This window comes from Microbispora rosea (assembly GCF_044460045.1).
Lineage (GTDB): Bacteria > Actinomycetota > Actinomycetes > Streptosporangiales > Streptosporangiaceae > Microbispora > Microbispora rosea.
Genome location: NZ_JBITJO010000004.1, coordinates 261,345 through 283,692 on the forward strand (window position 1 = coordinate 261,345; position 22,348 = coordinate 283,692).

The window sequence follows — 22,348 nt, forward strand, 5'->3', positions numbered from 1 at the left end:
GCGTCGTCTCCCCCCCACTGATCAGGCTTCGAGAATCGCGACCGGATACGCCGACAGCAGGCCGGCCATCCGCACCTCGCCGGCGTGCTCGGCGCCGGTGAGCAGGTCGCGCCAGCGCCCCGGCGGCAGCGTGATCGTCTCACTCCCCCAGCCGCCCCTGCGCTCCAGCCCGACCGGCAGCCGGGTCGCGACCACGACGGCGGCGGTCCCCTGCCCGCGGAAACCCCGCGTGAACGCCACCGCGTGCTCCCCCGCCTCGACCGGCGCGTACGGCGCCTCGGGGTCGAGCCGCCGCCGCAGATCGAGCGCGGCGGCGGTGACGCGGATCTTCTGGCCGTCCCAGCTGTCGTCGGGCTCGGCGAGCAGCCGGCGGCGCCGCTCGAAGTCGACCGGCCGCCGGTTGTCCGGGTCGACGAGCGAGAAGTCCGTGATCTCGTTGCCCTGGTAGACGTCCGGGATGCCCGGCATGAGGAGCTGGACGGCCTTCTGCCCCAGCGAGTTGACCCGGGCATAGCGGTCCACGACCTCGGTGAACGCGGCGACCGAGTAGCCGCAGGCGTCGATGGCCCGCCGGGCGAAGTCCCTGATGCCCTCCTCGTACGCCGGGTCGGGGTTCAGCCAGGAGATCGCCGTCTTGGCTTCGCGCGCCGCCTTGAGCAGGTAGTCGGTGAAGCGGTCGAGGGGAATCGGCCAGGCCGCCATCAGCGACTGCCAGGCGAGGTAGTCGAGCTTGGGGTCGAACGACACGGCCGCGGCCCAGGAGTCGACGGCCATCGCCCACTCCTCGGGCAGCTCCGAAAGCACGGCGAGCCGGGCGCGCACGTCCTCCGATCGCTTGGTGTCGTGGGTGGACAGCGTGGTCATCGTCCGCGGCGGCAGCCCGGCGCAGAACTCGTGGAACTCGGCGGGCGGCACCCCGAACCTGTCGGGCTCCCCGCCCACCTCGTTGAGGCAGGCCAGCGGATACCACCGGTAGAGCGCGGTGTCCTCCACGCCCTTGGCCATCACCGGCCCGCAGGTCTGCTGGAAGCGGGTGACCGCCTCCGGCGGGCCGTACAGCACGAGATTGGCGGCCTTGGCCACCGCGTCGGGGCCGGTCCTGGTGGCCGCGAGACCGGCCGCCTCCTGGACGATCGCCTCGGACTCGGTGGACGGCTGCTCGCCCGGGTTCACGTACGCCCGGTAGACGGGCATCGCGGCCAGCAGCTCCACGACGGCCTCGCGCAGCTCCGGATCACCGAGATCGTCGGTCAGCCAGTCGATCTCTCCGGAGAAGAACAGGTCGATCACGTGCTTCTTGGCGTCGTGGCGCACGGTCTCGTAGTCGTCGCGGACGCCGGTGTGGCGGCCGAACGTCTCGATCAGAGGGTCGCGGCCGGCCGGGTCGACGAACAGCCGGGTGACCATGTTGAGCGCGTCATAGCCGGTGGTGCCGTCGCACGGCCAGTCGGCGGGCAGCCGTTCGCCGTCGATGAGGATCTTCTCCACCCACAGCGGTCCGGGCACGTGCGGGCGCAGCCGCCGGAGGTAGCCGCGGGGGTCGGCCAGGCCGTCGGGGTGGTCGACGCGCAGCCCGTGGATCAGCCCCTCGTCGATGAGGCGGAAGGTGACGGCGTGGGTGGCCTCGAAGACCTCGGGGTCCTCCACGCGCAGCCCCATCAGCGACGACACGTCGAAGAACCGCCGATAGCCGGGGCTCTCCCTCCAGTGGGCCAGCCGGTAGTGCTGGGCCTCCAGCAGTTCCGGCAGCGGCAGGTGCCCGGTGCCGGGCCTGATCGGGAACGCGTGGTCGTGGTAGCGCAGCACCTGACCGTCCACGCCGTCGGCCACACGCAGCGCCTCGTCGGCGTCGTCGCCGAGCAGCGGCAGGGTGACCGGCCACTGGAAGTCGAACCACCGGGAGGCCGGTGACCCCGGCCCGTCCCGCAGCGCCGCCCACAGCTGGGCGTTGTCCCACTCCGGCACCGGCACGGTCATGTGGTTGGGCACGATGTCGGAGACCAGCGGCATGCCCTCGGCCGCCAGCGCCCGCAGGCCCTCCTCGCCGCCGAACTCCTCGCGTACGCGGCCGTGGTCGGTCACGTCGTACCCGTGCTGCGAGTCCCGGCAGGCCTGGAGGATCGGCGACAGGTAGAGGTGGCCGACCCCCAGGTCACGGAGGTATCCGACGAGGCCCGCGGCCTGGGCGAATCCGAAGTCGGGCGTCAGCTGCACCCGATAGGTAGAAGTCACCGAACCGCCTTTCGCAGCGCGTTCCCGGAGGTCGTGTTCATAGTGCACGTCACGGACGCGCCCCGGCCAGCACCGCGACGGGCAGGAGGAGCGCCGGACCGGCTCCCCTCCTGCCCGGTGTGCCGCGCACTGACGCCGAAGCGCACTCTATTCGGGCATCGGTGCTGGTCAGACACTCCCTAGCACCGGCCGGACCCTGCGCAGCACCCGCACCGACCGGCCGCTCACGGGCACGGCCTCGCCGGCCCGGCACACGCGCGACTCGCTCAGCACCGGCATCGCCGTGTCCAGCTCGGTCGCCCACAGCTCGCCGTAGTCGTCCGGGATCGTGAACTTGATGACCTCGTGGTGGGCGTTGAACAGCAGCAGGAACGAGTCGTCGCTGATCCGCCGGCCGCGCCGGTCGGGCTCGGTGATGGCGTCGCCGTTCAGGAAGACCGCCAGCGCCTTGGCATAGCCGTTCGTCCAGTCGGCGTCGGCCATCTCCGTGCCGGACGGCGTGAGCCAGGCGATGTCGCTCAGCTCGTCGTGCGATCCGCGTACGGGCCTGCCGTAGAAGAAGCGGCGGCGGCGGAAGACCGGGTGGTCGCGGCGCAGCCGGGCCAGGCGCCGGGTGAAGTCGAGGAGCTGGCGCCTCTCCCTGGTTCCCGCCTCGTCCCTCGCATTGGCGTCCAGGATCGCGCCCCAGTCGACCCAGCTGATCTCGTTGTCCTGGCAGTAGGCGTTGTTGTTGCCCTGCTGGGTGCGGCCGATCTCGTCGCCGTGCGACAGCATCGGCACGCCCTGCGACAGGAACAGCGTGGCCAGGAAGTTGCGCTTCTGCCGCTCGCGGAGCTGGGCGACCGGGCCGGTGGCCGGGCCCTCCACCCCGCAGTTCCAGGAGCGGTTGTCGTCGGCGCCGTCGCGGTTGTCCTCGCCGTTGGCTTCGTTGTGCTTGTCGTTGTACGACACGAGGTCCTGGAGCGTGAACCCGTCGTGGCAGGTGACGAAGTTGATCGACGCGGCCGGGCGGCGGCTGTCGTCCTGGTAGAGGTCGCTCGACCCGGTGAGGCGGCCGGCGAACTCCGGGAGCGCGGCGGGCTCGCCCCGCCACAGGTCGCGGATCGTGTCGCGATAACGGCCGTTCCACTCGGTCCAGCGGGCCGGGAAGTTGCCGACCTGGTAACCGCCGGGGCCGACGTCCCACGGCTCGGCGATGAGCTTGACCTGCGACAGCACCGGGTCCTGCTGGACGAGGTCGAAGAACGCGCTCAGCCGGTCGACCTCGTGCAGCTCACGGGCGAGGGAGGCCGCGAGGTCGAAGCGGAAGCCGTCCACGTGCATGTCGCGCACCCAGTAGCGCAGCGAGTCCATGATCAGCTGCAGCGCGTGCGGGCTGCGCATCAGCAGGCTGTTGCCGGTGCCGGTGGTGTCCATGTAGTAGCGCCGGTCGTCCTCGACCAGCCGGTAGTAGTTGGCGTTGTCGATGCCCCGCATGGACAGGGTCGGGCCCAGGTGGTTGCCCTCCGCCGTGTGGTTGTAGACGACGTCGAGGATCACCTCGATGCCGGCCTCGTGCAGGGCCTTCACCATCGCCTTGAACTCCAGCACCTGCCCGCCGCGCTGCCCCGAGCTGGAGTACGCGTTGTGCGGCGCGAAGAAGCCGATCGTGTTGTAGCCCCAGTAGTTGGACAGGCCCCGCTTCTCCAGCATGTGGTCGGTCACGAACTGGTGGACCGGCATGAGCTCGATCGCGGTGACGCCGAGCGAGGTGAGGTGGTCGACGATCTCCGGGTGGCCCAGGGCCGCGTACGTGCCCCGGATCCGCTCGGGGATCTTCGGGTGGCTGATCGTGAGCCCCCGCACGTGTGCCTCGTAGATCACCGTGTCGTGGTACGGCGTGGCCGGCGGCCGGTCGTGTCCCCAGCCGAAGAAGGGGTTGACGACGACCGACCTCGGCACGTACGGCGCCGAGTCGCTGTCGTCCCGGCTGTCCGGCTCGCCGAAGCGGTAGCCGTACACCGCCTGGTCCCAGTTGACCGAGCCCTCCACGGCTTTGGCGTACGGGTCGATCAGCAGCTTGCTGGGGTTGCAGCGCAGGCCCTCGCCGGGCGAGTAGGGCCCGTGGACGCGGTAGCCGTACCGTTGGCCCGGCCCGACGCCGGGCAGGTAGCAGTGCCAGACGAAGCCGTCCACCTCGCTCAGCGTGACGCGCTCCTCGTTGCCCTCGTCGTCGAACAGGCACAGCTCGACGCGCTCGGCCACCTCGGAGAAGAGTGCGAAGTTGGTGCCCGCGCCGTCGTACGTCGCCCCGAGCGGATAGGAATCCCCCGGCCAGATCTCCCTCACTGGACCTCCTCGCCCTCCGGCTCGGCGGTCACGCCGGGAAGGTCCCGGAGCCCACCGGCTCTATGGTCGCGCTCGCTCACGGCCCGGCCCCTCCCGGGAACCCCGCGCGCGAGATCGTGGTGCTGAATGTCGTTCACAAGACATCGTGCCTGCCCAGAAAAGGCTTCGACAGTCTCGCCACGTTAACTGCGTGTATGGCAACGGGTTGAACCGCCCATCGGCGAGCAAAGCGCCGGTGACCTGGACCGACTCGCCGCGAACGGACGCCGGCGTCCGTCCCGTCCGTCACGGACCGCAGCCGCCCGGTCGTGACTCGTTCCGGGTCGCCGGTCAGCGTGCCTCGTGGCGCTCCCGGGCGGCGACGACGTCGGGCATGCGCTCCTCCGTCCAGGCGATGAGGGGAAGCAGGCGCTCGGCGGCCTCGCGGCCGAGCGGGGTGAGGCTGTATTCGACCCGGGGCGGGATCGTGTGCTCGGCCTCCCGCAGCACCATGCCGTCGCGCTCCAGTGCCTGGAGGGTCTGGGACAGCATCTTCTCGCTCACCCCGTCGACCCGGCGGCGCAGCGCGTTGAAGCGGTACGGCCCTTCGTGCAGGGCCGCAAGCGCCAGGATCGCCCACCGGCCGGTGATGGTCTCCAGCACGGTGCGCGAGGTGCACTTCCGTGAGAAGACGTCGGCGACGAGCTCCTCGAACTCCTCCATGGCCGTCAGCTTACGCTCTCGAAGTACTTTCTGATAGAAAGCACTTACCAAAGGAAAGCACTGCGGAGGAGAAACCATGATCGTCGTGACCGGAGCCACCGGACACCTCGGCCGGCTGGCCGTCGAGGAACTCGCCGGGCGCGTGCCCGCCTCGCGGATCGTCGCGGCGGTGCGCAGCCCGCAGAAGGCGGCCGACCTGGCCGAGCGCGGCATCCAGGTGCGCGAGGCGGACTACGACCGTCCCGACACGCTGGGACCGGCGTTCAAGGGCGCCACCCGGGTCCTGCTCGTCTCCGGCAGCGAGCCCGGCCGGCGCGTCGACCAGCACAGGGCCGTGGTGGACGCCGCCCGGACGGCGGGCGTAGAGCTGCTCGCCTACACGAGCATCCCGCGCGCCGACACCACACCGCTGGGCCTCGCGCCCGACCACAAAGCGACCGAGGAGTACATCCGCGCGAGCGGGCTACCCTTCGCGTTCCTGCGCAACGGCTGGTATCACGAGAACTACATCGCGGCGGCCGGGCAGGGCGCGCAGAGCGGCGTCATCGCGGGCAGCGCCCGCGACGGCCGCGTCGCCTCGGCGGCGCGCGCCGACTTCGCCGCCGCCGCGGCCGCCGTACTGACGGGTGAAGGGCACCGGAACGCGGTGTACGAGCTGACGGGCGACGTCGCCTGGAGCATGCCCGAGCTGGCCGCCGTGGTCTCCGAGCTGTCCGGCAGGCCGGTCGAGTATCGGGACCTGCCCGTCGCGGAGTACGCCAAGGCGCTGGAGGCGAACGGCCTGCCCGAACCGGTCGCGGCCCTGTTCGCCCAGGTCGACGCCGACATCGCGGACGGCTGGCTCGGCGACACCCCCGGCGACCTGTCCCGCCTCATCGGCCGGCCGACCACGCCGCTGCGCGACACCCTCGCGGAAGCCCTGCGGAACGGATGATCATCCGCGTCTCGTGGAGGGCGCCCGGAGCGTAGAAGTTCTCCGACGCGTGGCGGGCGATTCACGGCACAAGGTCAGTGGCGGGAGCCGTGGGCGCGGGTGCGCCGCAGCAGACGGCGACGCGGGCCGGCGGCCCGGCCGTCGGTGTGCAGCCACAGGTTGACGCCGGTCCCCCCGAGCGCCGAGGGCTCGATGCGCACCCCGCCGCCCGTCGACTCGGCCAGGCGCCTGGCGATGTCGAGGCCGAGCCCGGTCGAGCCGGCCCCGCTGTTGCCCCGCCGCAGCGCCTTCTCGGGATCGGGAATGCCCGGGCCCGCGTCGGCGACGAGGATGCCCACCATGCCGCTCCCCCGGTGCAGTGTGACGCGGAAGGCCGTGCCCTGCGGCGTGTGGCGGAAGACGTTGCCGAGCAGCGCGTCGACCACCGCCCCGAGATCGGCCGCGGCGACCGGCACCGGGCTGGGCTCCTCCGCGCCGACGAGCTGCCACGGCCGCGCCTGGTCCTCGGCCAGCGCCGACCAGAAGGCGAGCCGTTCCCGGAGCACGAGCGCGGCGTCGCAGCGCGCCGGCACGGCTCGGGACGGACGCCGGGAGGCTTCGATGATCTCGTCGACGGCCCGTTCGAGCCGGTCGATGGCGAGCCTGCGCTGCTCGGCCTCGGGACCGGTGCCGCCCAGGTTGAGCCGCAGCGCGGTCAGCGGGGTGCGCAGCCGGTGCGACAGGTCGGCGGCGAGCTCGCGCTCGGCCGCGAGCAGTGCCGCCACCTGGTCGGCCATCGCGTTGAACGCGCGCCCGGCGGCCACCAGCTCGGGCGGGCCGTCGGGAACGATGCGCACCGTCAGGTCGCCCGCGCCGAGGGCCGCGGCCGCCTGCCCGAGCCTGCGGGCCGCCCGGACCACCCGGGCCCCGAGCCGGTCGGCCACCACCACCGACCCCACCACCAGGGTGACCGCGACGCCGGTCAGCACGGCCCAGGACGTGGACACCCCCTTCCTCGCGTCCGCCTCGGGTGCGTACGCCTCGATGACGGCCCACCGCCCGCCGCCCAGCGCGACCGGCCTGAGCAGCACGTATCCCTTCCTGACCGGCACGGTCCTGGCGCTTTCCGCCGCGCTCGCGACGTCGGCCGCCGTGACCCGGGAGCGGCCCACCGTCCGCCCGCCGGGAAGGTGGACGGCCAGGCGCGAGGTCCCCACCGGGGTGCTGGCCAGCGCGCGCTCCAGCGCGGCGGCATCGTCGGTCACCACCAGGGCGGGCACGATCGTGGCGGCCTGACGCTCGGCGTCCGCGAGCGCGCGGCTCTCGGCGATCTCCTTCACCGCCACGGCCAGCGGGATGAGGAAGGCCAGCGCGACCATCGCCGTCACGGCCACCGCCACCAGGGCCAGGCTCCGTCTCACCGCCGCTCCCGCTTGGGGGCCAGTGCCGTCATCGCGGTTCCCGCTTCGGGGGTCAGCCCTCGGCAGGGGGGCTGAGGCGCACGCCGACGCCCCGCACCGTGTGCAGATACCGCGGGCGGGAGGCGCTCTCGCCGAGCTTGCGCCGCAGCCAGGACAGGTGGACGTCGATCGTCTGATCGTCCCCGTACGACTGCCGCCACACCTCGGACAGCAGTTCCCTGCGCGAGATCACACGGTCGGGACGGGCGGCGAGGTAGGCCAGCAGGTCGAACTCCCGGCGGGTGAGGTCGAGAGGCGCGCCGTCCAGGCACGCTTCCCTGCGGTCGGCGTCGACGACCAGTCCGCCGACCCTCGCGACCGACGACGGCGCCCCGGGCCTGGCCCGGCGCAGCACGGCCTCCAGGCGGGCGTTGAGGTGGTCGCCGGAGAACGGCTTGACCAGGTAGTCGTCCGCGCCGTCGCGCAGCAGGCGGACGATCTCGGCCTCGTCGTCCCGGGCGGTGGCCACGATGACCGGCACGTCGGAGATCGCCCGGAGCATCTTCAGCGCCTCCGCGCCGTCGAGGTCGGGCAGCCCCAGATCGAGGACGACCACGTCGGGGGCGACGTGGGCGATCTCCCGCAGGGCGTCGAGCGCGCGGCCCGCGCTGCGGACCGCGTGGCTGCGCCCGGTCAGGTCGCGAATGATCGCGGATCGGACGAACTCGTCGTCCTCAACCACCAGAACGGTCGCCATGGGGCAGAAACGTACACTCCCGCCCGGTACGGCGTCCCGGGAAGAGCGATCCGAAACACGCGGATTTATTGCCATTTAAGGCATGCACAAATCGGTAGAGGTTGACCGAAAAGGACCGGGTGCCAATTCGGGGCAAGGGATAGAGTGATCGGCCACATGAGAAGGACCGCCGGTTACTTGATCGCCTGGTGCGGGGCCACCGCGCTCGCCGTCGGCGTGTCCTGGCTCGGCGTCCGCGACGTGTTGCGCAGCGCGATCCTGGACGAGGCGCCCCTCGCTCCCGTGGTGGCCGTCGCCGCGCCCCTGTCCGCCTCGCCGGACGCCTCCGCCCCTGCCCCGCGAAGCACCCCGGACGGCGGAGCCTCCGGCGGCACGTCCGAGGAGCCGTCCGGGGAGCCGTCCGGGCCGCGGCCCTCCGGCGGCGCGACACCCGGCCGCCCGTCCCCCTCCCGGCCCGCCGCCACTCCGGTGCGGACCGCCCGGACCTCCCCGGCGCCGCGCCCGGCCCGCGCCACCCGCCCGGCGCGATCGGCGGAGTCCTCACCAGCGGCTCGGCAGCCCAAGGCCGCCGGCGGGGAGCGCCTGCACACGTTCACACTGAAGGGCGGCCGGGCGACGATCGCGGTGACCTCCGCGGACTGCCGCGTGGTGACGGCGACCCCGAACGACGGCTACGAGGTCAAGGTCTGGGAGGCCGACCAGTGGCTGCGGGTCGCGTTCCTCAAGGACACCCGTGAGTCGTCCGCGTTCTGCACGTGGAACGCCCTGCCCCCCAGGCTCGACACGTACGAGAACTGAGGGGTCCCGGCCGCCGGCAGGAGAGCTCAGTCCATAGGAGGGCTCAGTCCAGGAGGGCCTGGTATTTCTTGAGCTCCTTGACCTCGGCGCCCAGCGAGGTGGTGGTGGCGACGGCCAGCGCCTTGGCTCCTTCGAAGGCGCCCTCGGCCTGCTCGGTCCGGGCGAGCTTGATCGCGCCGTTGTCGTGCTTGATCATCAGCGCCACGTACTTCTGATCGAAGGACGGGCCGCTCAGCTTGGCGAGCGCCTCGATCTCGGCCCGCGTCTGCGCGCCCGGCATCGCGTGGTCGCGCGGCAGGGGCTCCGCGCCCCACATGTCGAGCCAGCCCTTGAACGTACGGATGTCGGTGTCGCGGGCCGTGGCGACCTTCGCCGCGAACTGCCCGACCCACGGGTCGCCCGCCCGTGTCTGCGCGAGCCTGGCCATCTCCAGGGCCTGAAGGTGATGCGGGACCATCTGCCGGGCGAACGCCACGTCGGCGGCCTTGCTCCCGCCGGACGGCTGCGCCGTGCCGGTCTCGTCCGGTGTGGGGTTGTCCGCGGCCTCGGAGGTCCCGGTGGCCTCGGCGCTCGGAGTGGCCTCCGGCGTGAGCTCCGTGCCAGGGGTGGTGGCGGACGAGGCGGCCGCCTGGCCCACCGGAGCGGGCGAGGGGGCCCCGCCTGTCAGGTCCGGCGTGCCGCATCCGGCGAGCAGGGCCGCCGCGAGCATGCCCGTTAACGCTCCCGTCACACGACCCGTGGCGGCGGGGAGCCGGCGGAGAGTGGTCGTCACTACAAGGCCTTTCCGGTTCTGGCTCGGGGACGGCCTCGACGTCCGCAGGGGACTGACGCCATCGGGTCCGTCCGTGGTCCCTTGCCGCAGGACCCTACCGCCGGGCAGCTCCGGCCGCCCCCACGCGGCGTTTCGGCATATTTACGGTGATTATCGGACAAGCTGGGCATCGCGTGTCAAAATTCCCATTCACTTCCCTTGATCACCCCTGTGCTCTAGCCTCCAACTGTGGCAAAGCGGAGCGAAACTCTACGAAAGGTTTCACACCGAGGAAACCTCTGTTGACACGAGCGAAACAGTGATACTTTCGCTTGGGAGCGCTCCCAAGCCGTGTGAACCTTCGGGCCGAGGAGACCGGATGGCCGATCTTCCCACCCTCGCAGAGGTAGCCGCCGCAGCCGGCGTCTCCCCGGCAACAGCTTCCCGGGTCTTGACCGGCTCGGTACGCGTGACCACGTCGACCCGCCGACAAGTTCACGACGCGATGTCGCGTCTGGGCTATGTTCGGCGCCGCGCCCCCAGGGGATCCGCGGGCAGGCGGGCCGAGCAGATCATCGCCGCGGTCGTCTGCGAGCACAGTCCACGCCTCTTTACCGAGCCGTTCTACGCCAGGCTCCTGTCTGCCTGCGAGGAGGTGCTGACGACGCATGGGGTCCCGATGGTCGTGATGACCGCGACCCCTGCGACCGCCTCCATCGCCGCTCCGCCGCTGGTCGCGGGCGCCGTCGACGGCGTCCTGTTGATCGGGGCGCGTGCGCGGCACCCCCTCGCGGTCACGCTGGCGGCCTCGGGCGTCCCGGTGCGCTGTGCCGGGCGGCCGCCAGACGGCATCGACCTCCCGTTCGTCGACATGGACAACCGTGACGGCGGACGGCAGGCGGCCGAGCACCTGCTGCTCAACAACCGCAAGCACATCGCCACGATCGCCGGGCCGCCGACCCTGCCGGCCGCCCGCGACCGGCTGGAGGGCTTCCGGCAGACGCTTCGCGACGCCGGTGTGCTCGACATGCCGGTGGCGTACGGCGACTTCACCCATGCGTCGGGCGCGCACGCCATGCAGTGGCTGCTGCAACGGGCGCCGCACCTCGACGCCGTGTTCGCGGCGTCGGACGTGATGGCGGCCGGGGCGATGCAGACACTGCGCCGCGCCGGGCGGAAGGTGCCGGACGACGTGGCCGTCATCGGTTACGACGACGCGCCCGTGGCCAGGCACACCTCGCCGACGCTGACCACCGTAAGACAGCCCGTCGAGGAAATGGCCACGCTCGCCGCACGACTGCTTCTCATGACACTCGGGGACGGGGACAATCCCAAGGGCAATCCGGTGCTGCCCACGGAACTGGTGGTTCGTGAATCGGCCTGAGCTTCAAGAAGGCGACGTCCTGACCCGTCGTTATCTGCTCCAGGAGCGGATAGCGACGGGCGGGATGTCGGTCATCTGGCGTGCCTTCGATCAGTCACTTCAGCGCTCGGTCGCGATCAAGGTGCTGGACGGCTCGCTCGACGACGACAACCCCGGACGGGAACTCATGCGCCGGGAGGCCAGGGCCACCGCCCGGTTGATCCACCCGGACGCGATCGAGGTCTACGACTACGGCGAGACGGTCACGAACGGCGGCAGGCTGGCGTCCTTCGTGGTCATGCGCCTGCTGGAGGGCCGGTCGCTGGCCGACCGGATCATCGAGGGGCCGCTGCCCTGGGCCGAGGCGGTGGAGATCGCCGTCGGGCTGGCGAAGGTGCTGGCCGCGGCCCACGACCGGGGCATCGTCCACCGGGACGTCACCCCGGAGAACGTGCTGCTCGCCGACGACGGGCCCAAGCTGCTCGACTTCGGGATCGCCGCGTTCATCGGCGAGGCCGACGACCAGCTCGTCGCCGACTTCGGCACCCCGCCGTACGTCGCGCCGGAGCGACTGAAGGGGACGACGGCCGACCCGGCCGTGGACGTCTACGCGCTCGGCGTGCTGCTGTTCGAGATGCTCACGGGCGCCCTGCCCTACCCGGAGAAGACCTGGGAGGCCATCGAGGCGGCCCGGCGGGAAGGACCGCCGCCGGCGCCCGAAGGGGTGCCGGGCCTGCCGCAGGAGGTCGCCGACCTGTGCCGGCGCTGCCTGTGCCCCGACCCGGTGGACCGGCCGAGCGCACGGGCCGTCGCCGCCGCGCTGACCTCGGTGAAGAAGCCGCCAGGCCCTCGCGGGGCCGGCTGGGGCGCCGCCGCCGTCGGGGCCGCGGCCCTGGGCGGCATCCTCTGGTTCACCCAGACGCACAGCCCCGAGGTCGCGGCCGTCACCGTACTGCCCAGCCCTTCGCCGGCGCACGCGCAGGCCACCGCCTCGCCGCCGCCGCAGCAGGCAGGAGCCGTAGCAGAACCCCTGCATACGGTCGCCCCCGTCGCCGACCCCGTGCGGACGACCGCGCCGGTCAGGCGGCACCACCCCTCCCCCTCGGTCAGGGTCAAGGCCGTCAAGAAGGACCGCCACACCACGGACACCGTCAGGCCGCCGAAGACCTCGGCCACCGTCAAGTCCGACGTGGCGCCGCTGCCGCTGGCCACCACGGCCGCGCCGCTGCGGGTCGACACCGCGGTCCGGCAGTTCAACCTGCTCGTGGACGGCGCGGAGGCCACCCACGACATCGACGACGACGTCGCGCTCGACCTCAAGCAGGTGCTGCGCAACCTCGTCGGCAACGGTCAGGGGCTGTCGGCCATGCGCACCAAGATCGAGGTCCGGTATCAGGAGGGGCGGCTGCCCCTCACGCTGAAGGGGGAACTGCTGGCCGCGCTCGACCGGGTTGAAGCCGCTCTCACCGAGGCCAGCGATACCTAAAGTGGGAGCGCTCCCAGAACAACAGTCTGTTGAGTTCGGTCAGGACCTAAAGTCCAGCCGCGTCCGTTAAGCGGTCAGTCCGCGACCGAAATTATCTTCTACTGCCGTGGGGCCGGCCGATGACGCCCAGCCCCGACAGGCGATCAGGTTCGTCTGATTTGCGCGAGCCACGCCGGTGCGCCGTCGTCGTGATATCTCGTATGAACCCGATCCGGTTCGACGGACACGACATTCCATCCGCCGCCGGCGGCGAACGCCCCCCTCAGCTCTTCCTCACTGACAGGATGCGGGCCGGTGTCGGGACCGCCGTCGCTGAAGCACAGCACGTACAGGGTGCCGCCGTGTTCGGTCACCGAGGCCAGACTCGTCACATACCCGAGGCGCTCGTCGCCGTCGAAGGTGTGGAACAGCCCGCAGTCCAGCACCGTCTCGAACCCGCGCCCCAAAAGCTCCAGATTGAGGGCGTCGGCCACGGCGAACTCGGCCTCGATCCCCCGGTCACGGGCCTTCGCCCGCGCTCTCGCCAATGCCGTCTCGGCCACGTCGACGCCCAGAACCGGCAGTCCCAGCGAGGCGACGTGGAGGGCATTCTCCCCGCTCCCGCAGCCCGCGTCCAGCACCGGGCCGGCGAATCGGCCTTCGGCCGCCAGGCGCACGATCGCCGGCTGCGGACCTTCGATGTCCCATGGTGCGGGGCCGTCGTGATAGGACGCGTCCCACGGCAGCCCGGTCATCCGTTCATGACTGGTCGGACGCCGCCCACCGAACCAATCACCGGCGGGGCTTTCCGATTGTCCGGGCACCTACTTCCCCTTCCCGGCTCGATCTTTTGCAGGTCGGTCCGGGTAACACCCTTGCATAGGGAAGGTAAAACCGGATAGGTCGTTGCCCCATGAGCGGATTCAAGAAGTTCCTCATGCGGGGCAACCTGGTGGAGCTCGCCGTCGCCGTGGTCGTGGGCGCGACGTTCAGCGGGCTCATCCAGGCCCTCGTACAGGACCTGATCACCCCCCTGATCGCGGCCGTCACCGGCGGGAGGCAACCCGACTTCTCCAGCTACAAGTTCACCGTCAACGGCGCGGTGTTCAAGTATGGCGACTTCATCAACCACCTGCTGACGTTCCTCATCGTCGCCGCCGTGGTCTATTGGGTGGTCGTCCTGCCCATGACCCGTTTCCTGAGCCTCTTCGACACCAAGAAGGAGGCCGCCGAGAAGAAGTGCCCCGAGTGCCTGTCGGACATCCCCGTCGGCGCCAGGCGCTGCGCCTTCTGCACGGCCGAGCTGTCCACCGTCGCAGCCGCCGAGAAGCCCCCTGCCTGACCTCTCCGCGAGCCGTCCTCCTCGTCAGGGCCGGAACCGGGTGAGCGTCCGTTCCCCGGTTTCCGCCGGCTCCCCGGGAACGGGGCGGCCGGCGCGCCGCAGCACGTCGACGATGACGACCGACGTCCGGTGCGGGTCCCTGGCGATCCGCACCTCGTGGGCCAGCCAGCACGCGGCGGCGATCATGTCCCGGGCCCGTTCGAGGTCGCCCGGACTGGTCCCCGCCCTGCACCACACCCACAGGCGCTCGCCGAACGGTTCCGGCCTCGTACGGAGGATCACGGGCAGCTTGCCCCGCCGGCTGACGATCAACGCCTCGGCGCAGGCCTTCCGTACGCGGTGGGGGGTCACCACGCACCAGAAGCGGCCTGCCACCTCCCTGCGGGCCTGCGGCCACAGCAGGACCAGCAGGCCGACCAGAGATCCGGCGACGATCGTGACGGCCGGACCCGCCGCCCGCACGGCGACGCCCACGACCGCCGGCCCTCCCACCAGCAGCGTCGCCTCGTAACGCCACCTCCACAGCACCACCAGCGGTCCCGGCCGCGCGACGGGAGAGGTCTCCCGCTCGATGAGACGCAGGACCAGGTGGGGATTCCGCCTGACGGAGTGCCTCATGCCCGGCCGCCCGTGGGGCGCCCCGGCCTGCGGGAGGCCGGTGATTCGAGCAGGTTCACCCGCCCGGTGCCCCGGCATCGGCGGCACGGCAGCCCCGTGGGGCACCGTCCTTTCGCGGAGCAGACCGTGCAGGCGGCGAGCGCGTCGAACCGCGTGTCACGGTAGGTGTGCGTGTGCCATGTACGCCGGATCTCCCAGCGCTGCACCCACGCGAACGCGTCGATCTCGGCGAACGCCTCCTCGCCCACCCTCCAGAGGAGGGCGACGATGCGCATCCGTAACCCGGCGAGGGAAGGAGCGCGCATGTTCTTGCTGTTAAAGTGCATGGGATCATCCCTTTGCTGAGCAGGCAGGTTGGATGGTCGTCTGCGCTGGGTCGATGTGCCACCATCGGCCCAGCAGCGCCTTTCAGAAGAAAGGGGCCGGAAGACGGGCCCCTGATTCGCATCGCCTCCCTCCGGGAACCGGCCGGTCCAGCCGCCACGTTGAGGCTTGTGTCGGGTTGTTACCCGTTTCTTGCCATTGGCAATCTGCTCATTGGCAAATTACCACTGTCGTTTTGCCACCCTTGACCGGTCGACGGTGCTAGCCTTCGCCGAGGAGAGGGTGAAACCACATGCCCGGGACATACCTGACGCTCCGCCAGCGCCAGCTCGCACGGCACCTGCGAGAGTTGCGCCACGCCGCGGAAATGACCGTCGAACAGGTCGCCCAGGAGTTGTTGTGCAGTCCCGCGAAGATCAGCCGGATGGAGACGGGACAACGCGGCGTCAGCCTCAGGGACGTCCGCGACCTGTGCCGGATTTACGGCATCTCCGACGAGGCCGTCGTCGCGAAGCTCATGACACTCGCCCGCGAGGCGCGGCAGCCGGGATTCAAGCAGGAATGGGGCAAGTTCAGCGACTCCCTGTCGACCCACATCGACCTGGAGTCCGCGGCGAAGTCGATCAGTGAGTTCCAAACGGCGTACATTCCATCACTCCTCCAAACCGAGGACTACGCCCGCGCGCTCATCCGGCGCATGCTGCCGCGCATCTCGCCCGAGACCCTCGATCGCCGAGTGGAGGCCCGCGTCAAGCGGCAGAAGCGGCTCACCGAGCCCGAACCGCCGCGTTACTGGGCCTTCATCGACGAGGCAGCCCTCCATCGGGTGGTAGGTGGCGCTAAGACCATGCGTGCGCAACTGGAGCGGGTGGTCGAGGCAGCCGACCTGCCGAACGTGACCGTGCAGGTGATCCCGTTCAGCGTCGGGGCGTACATGTGCGCCGACAACCCCTTCGTCTTCTTCGACATCGGCGACCCGACGACCCCGGCGGTGGTCTACGTCGAACTCCTCATCCGGGGCGAGTATCTGGAGAAAGCAGAGGAGATCGCAGGCTACCGGGAGGCCGTCGACCGCATCCGTGCGGTAGGGCTGGATCCCCAGGCGTCCGCTGACCGTATCGCCGAGGCGAGCCGGGCCTACCTCGATTGATTCGGACTTTCAACAATAATTGGGATAGAAAGGACTCACGCCACAACCAAAACGGCCGCATGCAGCCGCACCATCGATCACAGGAATTATGGCAATGCGGACCAGGAGTTTCAATGGAATCACCGCAAGGTGCGGGCCGTCCGGCACTGGAGTGGCGCACCTCCTCTCGCTGCACGGGGGGCGACTGCGTGCAGGTCGCGTTCACCGATGACGGCGTCGTCATGCGCGACTCGAAGAATCCGGAGCGCGGCTCGCTGTTTTATTCGCGAGACGAGTGGCGTGCGTTCGTCGCGATGACGAAGGCAAACTTCCACGACCTGCCCTGATTGGCGTGGCGGGGCCAGGCCGAGCGGACTGGCCCCGCACCCACTATTCAAGAAGGACATATAACTGTAAATTTGACGATAAGTGCGGCGTTTGATAGAGCCTGCCGCAGGAGGGGTGCATGGCGGACCGACCGACATTCCGGGGCGTGGTGTGGCGCCGGGCGTGCACGGGCGGCGAATGCGTCGAGGTCGCGTACGAGGACGAATGGGTCGGAGTGCGGGACGGCAAGCAGGGCGACGATGGTCCTGTGCTGGCCTTCACCGCGGAGGAATGGCGAGTTTTCGTCGAGGGCGTCAAAGGCGGGCGTTTCGACCCGGCCTGAGACGGCGGACGACGAAACGGCCCTCCCCGGCCGGCGGCCGGGGAGGGCCCTCGTATTTCCGTCAGTGGCCCGGCGTCACCAGGGGGACGGGGCGGGTGGGGGGACGACCGGGGGGCGGTCGTCGCAGGTGATGGTGTTGGGCAGCATCCAGGGAGCGAGCCAGCCACCGTCGTTGCCGCCGAGGTCGGTCAGGGAGAACTCCGACCCCGTGGGCGGGAAGTTGAAGGACCCGCAGTTGTTGACGCCCACCGCGCCCACGTTGCGGGCGTCCACGTTCTCGAAGGACGCCGAGCCCTTCACGCGGGCGCTGACCACGGAGGTGCCCGTGCCGTCGACCCGGACGTCCTTGAAGCGGACCTTCGGGATCGCGTACTGGTCCTTCACCGACCACTCGCTGACCAGCATGATCGCGTTGTACGTGCTGTCCAGGTAGTGGTCGCCGCTGACCTCGATGTCGGCGTCGATGTCCTTCTCCAGCGCGTAGAACCAGATGGCCCCCAGGCCGATGTTCCAGTTCAGCTCGTACGTGCCGGCGCGGGCAGTGGTGTTGCCGGTGATGCGGAGCCTGCCGGCGAACGGCTCGGCGCCGAACCGGGAGCCGACCTGGATGGCGCTGCCCTCCCTGATCGGGTCGGCGATCAGGTTGTTCGAGACCGTGTTGTCCCTGCCACCGTAGATCGCGATGCCGTTGGCCAGCACGGGCGTCTGGATCGTGTTGTGGTCGATCGTGTTGCTCGCGTCGGCGGTCTTCTCCGACCACAGGGCGAGGGCGTCGTCACCGGTGTTGCGGAAGAAGTTGTTCGACACGACGGAGCCGGTCACGCCCGTGTGGAAGTTGAGCCCGTCCGCGATCTGGTCGACGATCACGTTGTTGGTGATCTTGATGTTGCGCATCGGGCCGTCGAACCACATGCCGACCTTCGTGTGGTGGATGTAGAGCCCGTCGATCGTCGAGTCGCTCATCGCGCCGCCGACGCCGTTGACCTGGTCGGTGTCGATGCGCTCCCGTACGTCGCCCTCGATGGCGAAGCCGGACAGGTGCACGTTGCGGCTGCCGCCCGCCGCGGCGTCCTTGCCGTAGAACCCGACACCGGTGTGCACCGAGCCGTCCGGGGCGGGGGTGGCCAGGTCGACCTGACGGCCCTTGATGATCGTGTACCAGCTTCCGGCACCGGTGATCGTCACGTCGTCCACGACGATGTGGCGGTTCACCTGGTAGGTGCCCGGCGGGATGTAGACCTTCAGGTGCGTGCGCTTCGCGAACGCGATCGCCTTGTCGATCGCCTCTGCGGAGTCGCGCTTACCCGTCGGGTCGGCGCCGAAGAGCAGCACGTTCGCCGCCAGGACCTCGACGCGCGGCAGCCCGACGAGGTGCGAGTCGAGCAGGTCGACGACCGTCCACGCCGCCTTGCTCCCCGCCGGGACCGTCAGCCGCACCGTGTCGCCCGCCCGGTACGTACGGCCGAGCAGGAGGCGCTGCTCGTCATAGAAGTGGTTCGGGCGGAACGGCTTGGCGATCTCCGGCGCCGGCGTGGTGGCGTCCGGCACGCAGGAGCACTCGGTGATCCACCAGTCGGGGTGCAGCAGCCCGGCGTTCGGGTCGTTGGAGAACGGATATTGGTTGTAGAGCCACGCGTACTGCGACGTGAGGGTCATGGTGGCCCGCTTGTGGCCGTTGACCGCGACGTCGAGCGGCGCGGTGATGCCGCCGCCCTCGGGAGCGTCCGGGACGCTGTACCGCACGGTGATCGCGTTGGCCGCCTTGGGCAGCGTGAACTCGACGTACTGCCCGGGGGTCAGCTTGACCGCCTTGCGGCCGGACGCCTCGGCGGGCAGCGTGTACGCGTCGCGGCCGGGGCCGATGACCGTGCCGTTCGTCGTGCCGTTCTCCGCCTCCTGTTCGGCGAAGTCGACGTCGGCTCCGCGTCCGGCGACGAGCGCCGGGTCGAGGGCGGCCCGCGTCACGACGGGGGGCTTCACCGTGGCGGACGCGGGCGTCGCCAAGACCGCGAGCCCGGTGGCGGCCAGGGCCGCCGCCAGCAGGATTCTCATCGGGCCTCCATGATCCAGACCGCGGTGTCGGACGGGAGCAGGCCGCCGTCGAGGGGGCCGCTGGCCAGCAGCACCGAACCCGTCTCCGGCAGCGCGACCGGCTCGGCGCCGAGGTTGACCAGGCAGACCAGACCGGAGTCGCGGCGGAACGCGATCGCCTCGTCCCCGTACGGCAGCCAGGTCAGCGCGCCGTCGCCGAGCAGCTCACGGCGCAGACGCAAGCCCGAGCGGTAGAGGCAGAGCATCGAGCTCTCATCGGCCTCCTGAGCCTCCACGGTGAGGTCGCGCCAGCCGGCCGGCTGCGGCAGCCAGGGCTCGCCCGTGCTGTAGCCGAAGGGCGGCTCGGCGCCCGACCACGGCAGCGGCACCCGGCAGCCGTCACGGCCGCGGACCGTGTGGCCGGAGCGCTCCCACATCGGGTCGTCGATGAGCTCCTCGGGGATGTCCTCGACCTCGTTGAGGCCGAGCTCCTCCCCCTGGTAGACGTAGACGCTCCCGGGGAGCGCCATCGCGAGCAGCGCCGCCGCGCGCGCCCGGCGGCGGCCGAGCTCCAGGTCGGACGGCATGCCGTCCCGGCGTTCCGCGTTGTCCCACGACGTGACGGCCCGGCCATAGCGGGTGACCGGACGGGCGACGTCGTGGTTGGACAGCACCCAGGTCGCGGGCGCGCCGATCGGCACGTGGGTGGCGAGGGTCAGGTCGATGCTGGCGCGCAGCGCCGCCGGCTCCCACGCGCTCGACAGGAAGTCGAAGTTGAACGCGGTGTGGAGCTCGTCGGGGCGCAGGTAGTTGGCGAACCGCTCCTGGTCGGGCAGCCACACCTCGCCGATGAGGATCCGCCCGCCGTAGGAGTCGGACACCCGCCGCCACTCGCGGTAGATCTCGTGGACTCCGTCGTGGTCGGTGTACGACTCCTCCACGCTGTCGAGGTCCTTGACGAGCACGGCGGCCGAGTCGATGCGCACGCCGTCCACCCCCCGGTCGAACCAGAACCGCAGCACGTCCAGGAACTCCTGACGTACGGCCGGGTTGTTCCAGTTGAAGTCGGGCTGTTCGGGAGCGAACAGGTGCAGGTACCACTCGCCGTCCGGCACCTGTGTCCAGGCCGGGCCGCCGAAGATCGACTGCCAGCCGTTGGGCGGGCCGTCGCCGACGCCGGGGCGGAACCAGAACCGCTCCCGGGCCTCCGAACCGGGACCGGCCGCCAGGGCTTCCTGGAACCAGGCGTTCTGGTCGGACGCGTGGTTGGGGACGACGTCGATGATCGTACGGATGCCCAGCTCGTGGGCTTCCTCGATCAGCTTCTCCGCCTCCGCCAGGGTGCCGAAGACCGGCTCGATGCTGCGGTAGTCGGCGACGTCGTAGCCGCCGTCGGCCATGGGCGAGGGATACCACGGGTTCAGCCAGATGGCGTCGACGCCGAGATCCGCCAGGTACGGCAGGCGTGACCGCAGCCCCGCCAGGTCACCCGTCCCGTCGCCGTTCCCGTCGGCGAAGCTGCGCAGGTAGACCTGGTAGATCGCGGCCCCGCGCCACCAATCGGGGGTCGAGGTGTTGCCGGGCATGCTGAATACAACTCCTTACGGATGACGAGGGAAAAGCGACGGGGAGGGGTGTCAGCCCTTGAGGCTGCCGGCGGTGAGGCCGGCCATGATGTGCCGCTGGAACAGGAAGAACACGACGATGGTCGGGATGCTCGCGATCACCAGGGAGGCGACCAGCACGTTCTGCGGCATCTGCGAGGAGAGGGAGGCGATGCCGATGCTCACCGACATCTTGTCGCTGTCCGGCAGGACCAGCAGGGGCCAGACGAAGTCACGCCAGACGTTGACGACGGTGAGGATGGAGACCACGCCGAGGATGGGCCGGGAGATCGGTATCACCACCGACCACAGGATGCGGCCCGGCGACGCGCCGTCGATCTCGGCGGCTTCGAGCAGCTCCCTGGGGATCGAGTCGAAGAACCGCTTGAGCAGGAAGACGTTGAAGCCGTTGGCCGCGGCCGGCAGCCAGATCGCCCACGGCGTGTTGAGCAGGTTCCAGCCGAAGATCGGCACTTCCTTCACCGTCAGGTACGCCGGGAGCATGATGACCATGGGCGGGATCATCAGCGTCGACAGCATCAGGGCCAGCACGACCTTGCCCAGCGCCGGGCGGAGCTTCGACAGGGCGTAGGCCGCCGAGACGTCCACCGCGAGCGTCAGCAGCCAGGCGCCCCCCGCGTACAGGGCGGTGTTGCCGAGCAGCGTGCCCAGGCCCAGCAGGTCCCACGCCTCCAGGTAGCCGTCCAGGGAGAAGTGCGACGGCAGGAAGGTCGGCGGGATCGCGTTGAGTTCCTCGGTGGACTTCATCGCACCGGTGACCATCCAGTAGAGCGGGAAGACGAACGCGGCGGTGAAGCTCACCACCACGATCACCAGCACGATCCAGTAGATGATCCGGCCACGCGTCGTGTTGAGCTGGTGCGGCGAGACGGCGGTGCGGAACTGCGTGTTGATCGGCTTGCGGGGCCGCCGCTGCCCGCGGCGCTCCTGCCCGGCGGAGGTGGCCGGCGGCCCGGCCGAGCGGTCGGGCATGACGGTGATGTTCGACATGGTCGCTCCCCTCATACCGTGTTGTCGCGCGAGACGCGCAGGTAGATCGCGGAGAACACCATGAGCACGATCATGAGCATCAGGCCGAGCGCGTTGCCCGCGTTGAGATTGCCGAAGTTGAAGGCGTACTGGTACATGAGGTAGACGACGCTGACCGTGGCGTTCTCCGGACCGCCGCCGGTGAGCAGGTAGGGCTCGATGAACACCTGCATGGTCGCCACGATCTGGAGCAGCAGCATCACCAGCAGGATCAGCTTGGTCTGCGGGATCGTGACGTGCCAGATGCGCTTGAACAGGCCCGCGCCGTCGAGTTCGGCGGCCTCGTACAACTCGCTCGGGATCGTCTGCAGGGCGGCGAGATAGATGAGCGTGCCGCTGCCCATGTTCATCCAGGTGGAGACGATGACCAGCGAGATCAGCGCCGTGCTCGTCGAGTTGAGCCACTGCAGGCCGGGCAGGTGGAACAGGTCCAGGACCTGGTTGAACAGCCCGTAGTCGGGGTTGTAGAACCACTGGAACAGCAGCACGCTCACCGCGGGCGGCAGCATGACCGGCAGGTAGACCACGAAGCGCAGGTAGGCGCGCGCGTGCCGCAGCTCGTTGAGGACAATCGCGGTGACGAACGGGATCCCGTAGCCGCACAGCAGGGCGAGCACCGTGAACAGCGCGGTGTTGACCCAGGCCGGCCCGAAGGCCGGGTCGCTGACGACGGTGCGGAAGTTGTCCAGCCCCACCCATGTGGGCGGGTCCACGAAGTTGGTCTTCTGGAAGCTGAGGATGACCTCCCGGACCATCGGATACCAGGAGAAGAACGCGAAACAGATCAGAGCGCCGCACAGGAAGCCGTAGGCGGTCACGTTGCGTCGCACCGCGCGCCCTAGTTTCGTCGGCTGCCGCCGCCCGCCGCCCG

21 protein-coding genes are annotated in these 22,348 nt (G+C 70.3%); 8 read left to right on the forward strand and 13 right to left on the reverse strand.

Annotated elements, in window-relative coordinates:
* Positions 1–21: 21 nt before the first annotated feature.
* From treY to ACIBK1_RS18520, 3 genes are all read right to left on the reverse strand, one after another.
* On the reverse strand, positions 22–2,232 hold the full coding sequence (gene treY / locus ACIBK1_RS18510; RefSeq protein WP_396736332.1) for a malto-oligosyltrehalose synthase: 2,211 nt from the start codon (positions 2,230–2,232) through the stop codon (positions 22–24).
* Positions 2,233–2,400: 168 nt separating this feature from the next.
* Complete coding sequence (glgX, locus tag ACIBK1_RS18515; RefSeq protein WP_030510549.1) at positions 2,401–4,560, reverse strand: glycogen debranching protein GlgX; 2,160 nt, start codon at positions 4,558–4,560, stop codon at positions 2,401–2,403.
* 330 nt (positions 4,561–4,890) lie between these two features.
* Positions 4,891–5,262, reverse strand: coding sequence for a winged helix-turn-helix transcriptional regulator (locus ACIBK1_RS18520; RefSeq protein ID WP_030510550.1), 372 nt, complete (start codon positions 5,260–5,262; stop codon positions 4,891–4,893).
* 76 nt (positions 5,263–5,338) lie between these two features.
* On the opposite strand from ACIBK1_RS18520, the gene ACIBK1_RS18525 reads away from it, so the two are divergent.
* The gene (locus ACIBK1_RS18525) at positions 5,339–6,196 is read left to right on the forward strand and encodes an SDR family oxidoreductase (RefSeq protein WP_030510551.1); all 858 of its coding nucleotides are present in this window, start codon (positions 5,339–5,341) and stop codon (positions 6,194–6,196) included.
* Positions 6,197–6,270: 74 nt separating this feature from the next.
* On the opposite strand, the gene ACIBK1_RS18530 is transcribed toward ACIBK1_RS18525, so the two are convergent.
* Both ACIBK1_RS18530 and ACIBK1_RS18535 read right to left on the reverse strand, forming a co-directional pair.
* Positions 6,271–7,596, reverse strand: a complete 1,326-nt coding sequence (locus ACIBK1_RS18530; protein WP_357318315.1) for a sensor histidine kinase — start codon at positions 7,594–7,596, stop codon at positions 6,271–6,273.
* A gap of 52 nt (positions 7,597–7,648) precedes the next feature.
* Positions 7,649–8,332, reverse strand: coding sequence for a response regulator transcription factor (locus tag ACIBK1_RS18535; protein ID WP_396736336.1), 684 nt, complete (start codon positions 8,330–8,332; stop codon positions 7,649–7,651).
* Between the two features lie 156 nt (positions 8,333–8,488).
* Here ACIBK1_RS18535 and ACIBK1_RS18540 point away from each other — a divergent pair, with 156 nt between their 5' ends.
* A complete protein-coding gene (locus tag ACIBK1_RS18540; RefSeq protein WP_396736339.1) occupies positions 8,489–9,130 on the forward strand; it encodes a hypothetical protein in 642 nt (213 codons plus the stop codon).
* A 43-nt stretch (positions 9,131–9,173) separates the two neighbouring features.
* On the opposite strand, the gene ACIBK1_RS18545 is transcribed toward ACIBK1_RS18540, so the two are convergent.
* Positions 9,174–9,902, reverse strand: a complete 729-nt coding sequence (locus ACIBK1_RS18545) for a DUF305 domain-containing protein (protein WP_156081097.1) — start codon at positions 9,900–9,902, stop codon at positions 9,174–9,176.
* Positions 9,903–10,260: 358 nt separating this feature from the next.
* Between ACIBK1_RS18545 and ACIBK1_RS18550 the strand changes: the two genes are divergently transcribed.
* Positions 10,261–11,265 carry a LacI family DNA-binding transcriptional regulator gene (locus tag ACIBK1_RS18550; RefSeq protein WP_030510556.1) on the forward strand — a complete coding sequence of 335 codons (1,005 nt, stop codon included), beginning with the start codon at positions 10,261–10,263 and terminating at the stop codon, positions 11,263–11,265.
* The gene (locus ACIBK1_RS18555; protein ID WP_396736343.1) at positions 11,252–12,730 is read left to right on the forward strand and encodes a serine/threonine-protein kinase; all 1,479 of its coding nucleotides are present in this window, start codon (positions 11,252–11,254) and stop codon (positions 12,728–12,730) included. The genes ACIBK1_RS18550 and ACIBK1_RS18555 overlap by 14 nt, the downstream gene beginning before the upstream one ends.
* A 143-nt stretch (positions 12,731–12,873) precedes the next feature.
* Here ACIBK1_RS18555 and ACIBK1_RS18560 read toward each other — a convergent pair whose 3' ends face one another.
* Positions 12,874–13,464: a class I SAM-dependent methyltransferase gene (locus tag ACIBK1_RS18560; RefSeq protein WP_036408135.1), complete on the reverse strand. Its 591-nt coding sequence runs from the start codon at positions 13,462–13,464 to the stop codon at positions 12,874–12,876.
* A 158-nt stretch (positions 13,465–13,622) separates the two neighbouring features.
* Here ACIBK1_RS18560 and mscL point away from each other — a divergent pair, with 158 nt between their 5' ends.
* A complete protein-coding gene (gene mscL / locus ACIBK1_RS18565) occupies positions 13,623–14,051 on the forward strand; it encodes a large conductance mechanosensitive channel protein MscL (protein ID WP_030510559.1) in 429 nt (142 codons plus the stop codon).
* 24 nt (positions 14,052–14,075) lie between these two features.
* On the opposite strand, the gene ACIBK1_RS18570 is transcribed toward mscL, so the two are convergent.
* Together ACIBK1_RS18570 and ACIBK1_RS18575 are read right to left on the reverse strand one after the other, a co-directional pair.
* On the reverse strand, positions 14,076–14,669 hold the full coding sequence (locus ACIBK1_RS18570) for a hypothetical protein (RefSeq protein ID WP_396736346.1): 594 nt from the start codon (positions 14,667–14,669) through the stop codon (positions 14,076–14,078).
* Positions 14,666–14,995: a hypothetical protein gene (locus ACIBK1_RS18575; protein ID WP_396736349.1), complete on the reverse strand. Its 330-nt coding sequence runs from the start codon at positions 14,993–14,995 to the stop codon at positions 14,666–14,668. The genes ACIBK1_RS18570 and ACIBK1_RS18575 overlap by 4 nt, the downstream gene beginning before the upstream one ends.
* Positions 14,996–15,285: 290 nt before the next feature.
* Between ACIBK1_RS18575 and ACIBK1_RS18580 the strand changes: the two genes are divergently transcribed.
* The 3 genes from ACIBK1_RS18580 (at position 15,286) to ACIBK1_RS18590 (ending at position 16,792) form a co-directional block, all read left to right on the forward strand.
* A complete protein-coding gene (locus ACIBK1_RS18580; protein ID WP_030510562.1) occupies positions 15,286–16,143 on the forward strand; it encodes a helix-turn-helix domain-containing protein in 858 nt (285 codons plus the stop codon).
* Between the two features lie 113 nt (positions 16,144–16,256).
* The gene (locus tag ACIBK1_RS18585; RefSeq protein WP_030510563.1) at positions 16,257–16,469 is read left to right on the forward strand and encodes a DUF397 domain-containing protein; all 213 of its coding nucleotides are present in this window, start codon (positions 16,257–16,259) and stop codon (positions 16,467–16,469) included.
* Between the two features lie 119 nt (positions 16,470–16,588).
* Positions 16,589–16,792 (forward strand): DUF397 domain-containing protein, encoded by a 204-nt coding sequence (locus tag ACIBK1_RS18590; RefSeq protein ID WP_030510564.1) that lies wholly within the window; start codon positions 16,589–16,591, stop codon positions 16,790–16,792.
* A 75-nt stretch (positions 16,793–16,867) separates the two neighbouring features.
* Here the strand turns inward: ACIBK1_RS18590 and ACIBK1_RS18595 are convergent, their stop codons facing one another.
* From ACIBK1_RS18595 to ACIBK1_RS18610, 4 genes are read right to left on the reverse strand one after another with little or no spacing between them, the layout of a single operon-like run.
* Positions 16,868–18,844 (reverse strand): glycosyl hydrolase family 28-related protein, encoded by a 1,977-nt coding sequence (locus ACIBK1_RS18595; protein ID WP_396736353.1) that lies wholly within the window; start codon positions 18,842–18,844, stop codon positions 16,868–16,870.
* Positions 18,841–20,409: a glycoside hydrolase family 13 protein gene (locus ACIBK1_RS18600; RefSeq protein WP_030510566.1), complete on the reverse strand. Its 1,569-nt coding sequence runs from the start codon at positions 20,407–20,409 to the stop codon at positions 18,841–18,843. The genes ACIBK1_RS18595 and ACIBK1_RS18600 overlap by 4 nt, the downstream gene beginning before the upstream one ends.
* Positions 20,410–20,460: 51 nt before the next feature.
* The gene (locus ACIBK1_RS18605) at positions 20,461–21,438 is read right to left on the reverse strand and encodes a carbohydrate ABC transporter permease (RefSeq protein WP_396736357.1); all 978 of its coding nucleotides are present in this window, start codon (positions 21,436–21,438) and stop codon (positions 20,461–20,463) included.
* A gap of 11 nt (positions 21,439–21,449) precedes the next feature.
* Positions 21,450–22,307 (reverse strand): carbohydrate ABC transporter permease, encoded by an 858-nt coding sequence (locus ACIBK1_RS18610; RefSeq protein WP_036408138.1) that lies wholly within the window; start codon positions 22,305–22,307, stop codon positions 21,450–21,452.
* Positions 22,308–22,348 lie beyond the last annotated feature (41 nt).

Excerpts from the sequence above, each read along its gene's own strand:
- ACIBK1_RS18520 (WP_030510550.1), bottom strand. The coding sequence starts at position 5,262 with ATGGAGGAGTTCGAGGAGCTCGTCGCCGACGTCTTCTCACGGAAGTGC.
- ACIBK1_RS18525 (WP_030510551.1), top strand. The coding sequence starts at position 5,339 with ATGATCGTCGTGACCGGAGCCACCGGACACCTCGGCCGGCTGGCCGTC.
- ACIBK1_RS18535 (WP_396736336.1), bottom strand. The coding sequence starts at position 8,332 with ATGGCGACCGTTCTGGTGGTTGAGGACGACGAGTTCGTCCGATCCGCG.
- ACIBK1_RS18540 (WP_396736339.1), top strand. The coding sequence starts at position 8,489 with ATGAGAAGGACCGCCGGTTACTTGATCGCCTGGTGCGGGGCCACCGCG.
- ACIBK1_RS18550 (WP_030510556.1), top strand. The coding sequence starts at position 10,261 with ATGGCCGATCTTCCCACCCTCGCAGAGGTAGCCGCCGCAGCCGGCGTC.
- ACIBK1_RS18560 (WP_036408135.1), bottom strand. The coding sequence starts at position 13,464 with ATGACCGGGCTGCCGTGGGACGCGTCCTATCACGACGGCCCCGCACCA.
- mscL (WP_030510559.1), top strand. The coding sequence starts at position 13,623 with ATGAGCGGATTCAAGAAGTTCCTCATGCGGGGCAACCTGGTGGAGCTC.
- ACIBK1_RS18570 (WP_396736346.1), bottom strand. The coding sequence starts at position 14,669 with ATGAGGCACTCCGTCAGGCGGAATCCCCACCTGGTCCTGCGTCTCATC.
- ACIBK1_RS18575 (WP_396736349.1), bottom strand. The coding sequence starts at position 14,995 with ATGCACTTTAACAGCAAGAACATGCGCGCTCCTTCCCTCGCCGGGTTA.
- ACIBK1_RS18580 (WP_030510562.1), top strand. The coding sequence starts at position 15,286 with ATGCCCGGGACATACCTGACGCTCCGCCAGCGCCAGCTCGCACGGCAC.
- ACIBK1_RS18585 (WP_030510563.1), top strand. The coding sequence starts at position 16,257 with ATGGAATCACCGCAAGGTGCGGGCCGTCCGGCACTGGAGTGGCGCACC.
- ACIBK1_RS18590 (WP_030510564.1), top strand. The coding sequence starts at position 16,589 with ATGGCGGACCGACCGACATTCCGGGGCGTGGTGTGGCGCCGGGCGTGC.
- ACIBK1_RS18595 (WP_396736353.1), bottom strand. The coding sequence starts at position 18,844 with ATGAGAATCCTGCTGGCGGCGGCCCTGGCCGCCACCGGGCTCGCGGTC.
- ACIBK1_RS18600 (WP_030510566.1), bottom strand. The coding sequence starts at position 20,409 with ATGCCCGGCAACACCTCGACCCCCGATTGGTGGCGCGGGGCCGCGATC.
- ACIBK1_RS18605 (WP_396736357.1), bottom strand. The coding sequence starts at position 21,438 with ATGTCGAACATCACCGTCATGCCCGACCGCTCGGCCGGGCCGCCGGCC.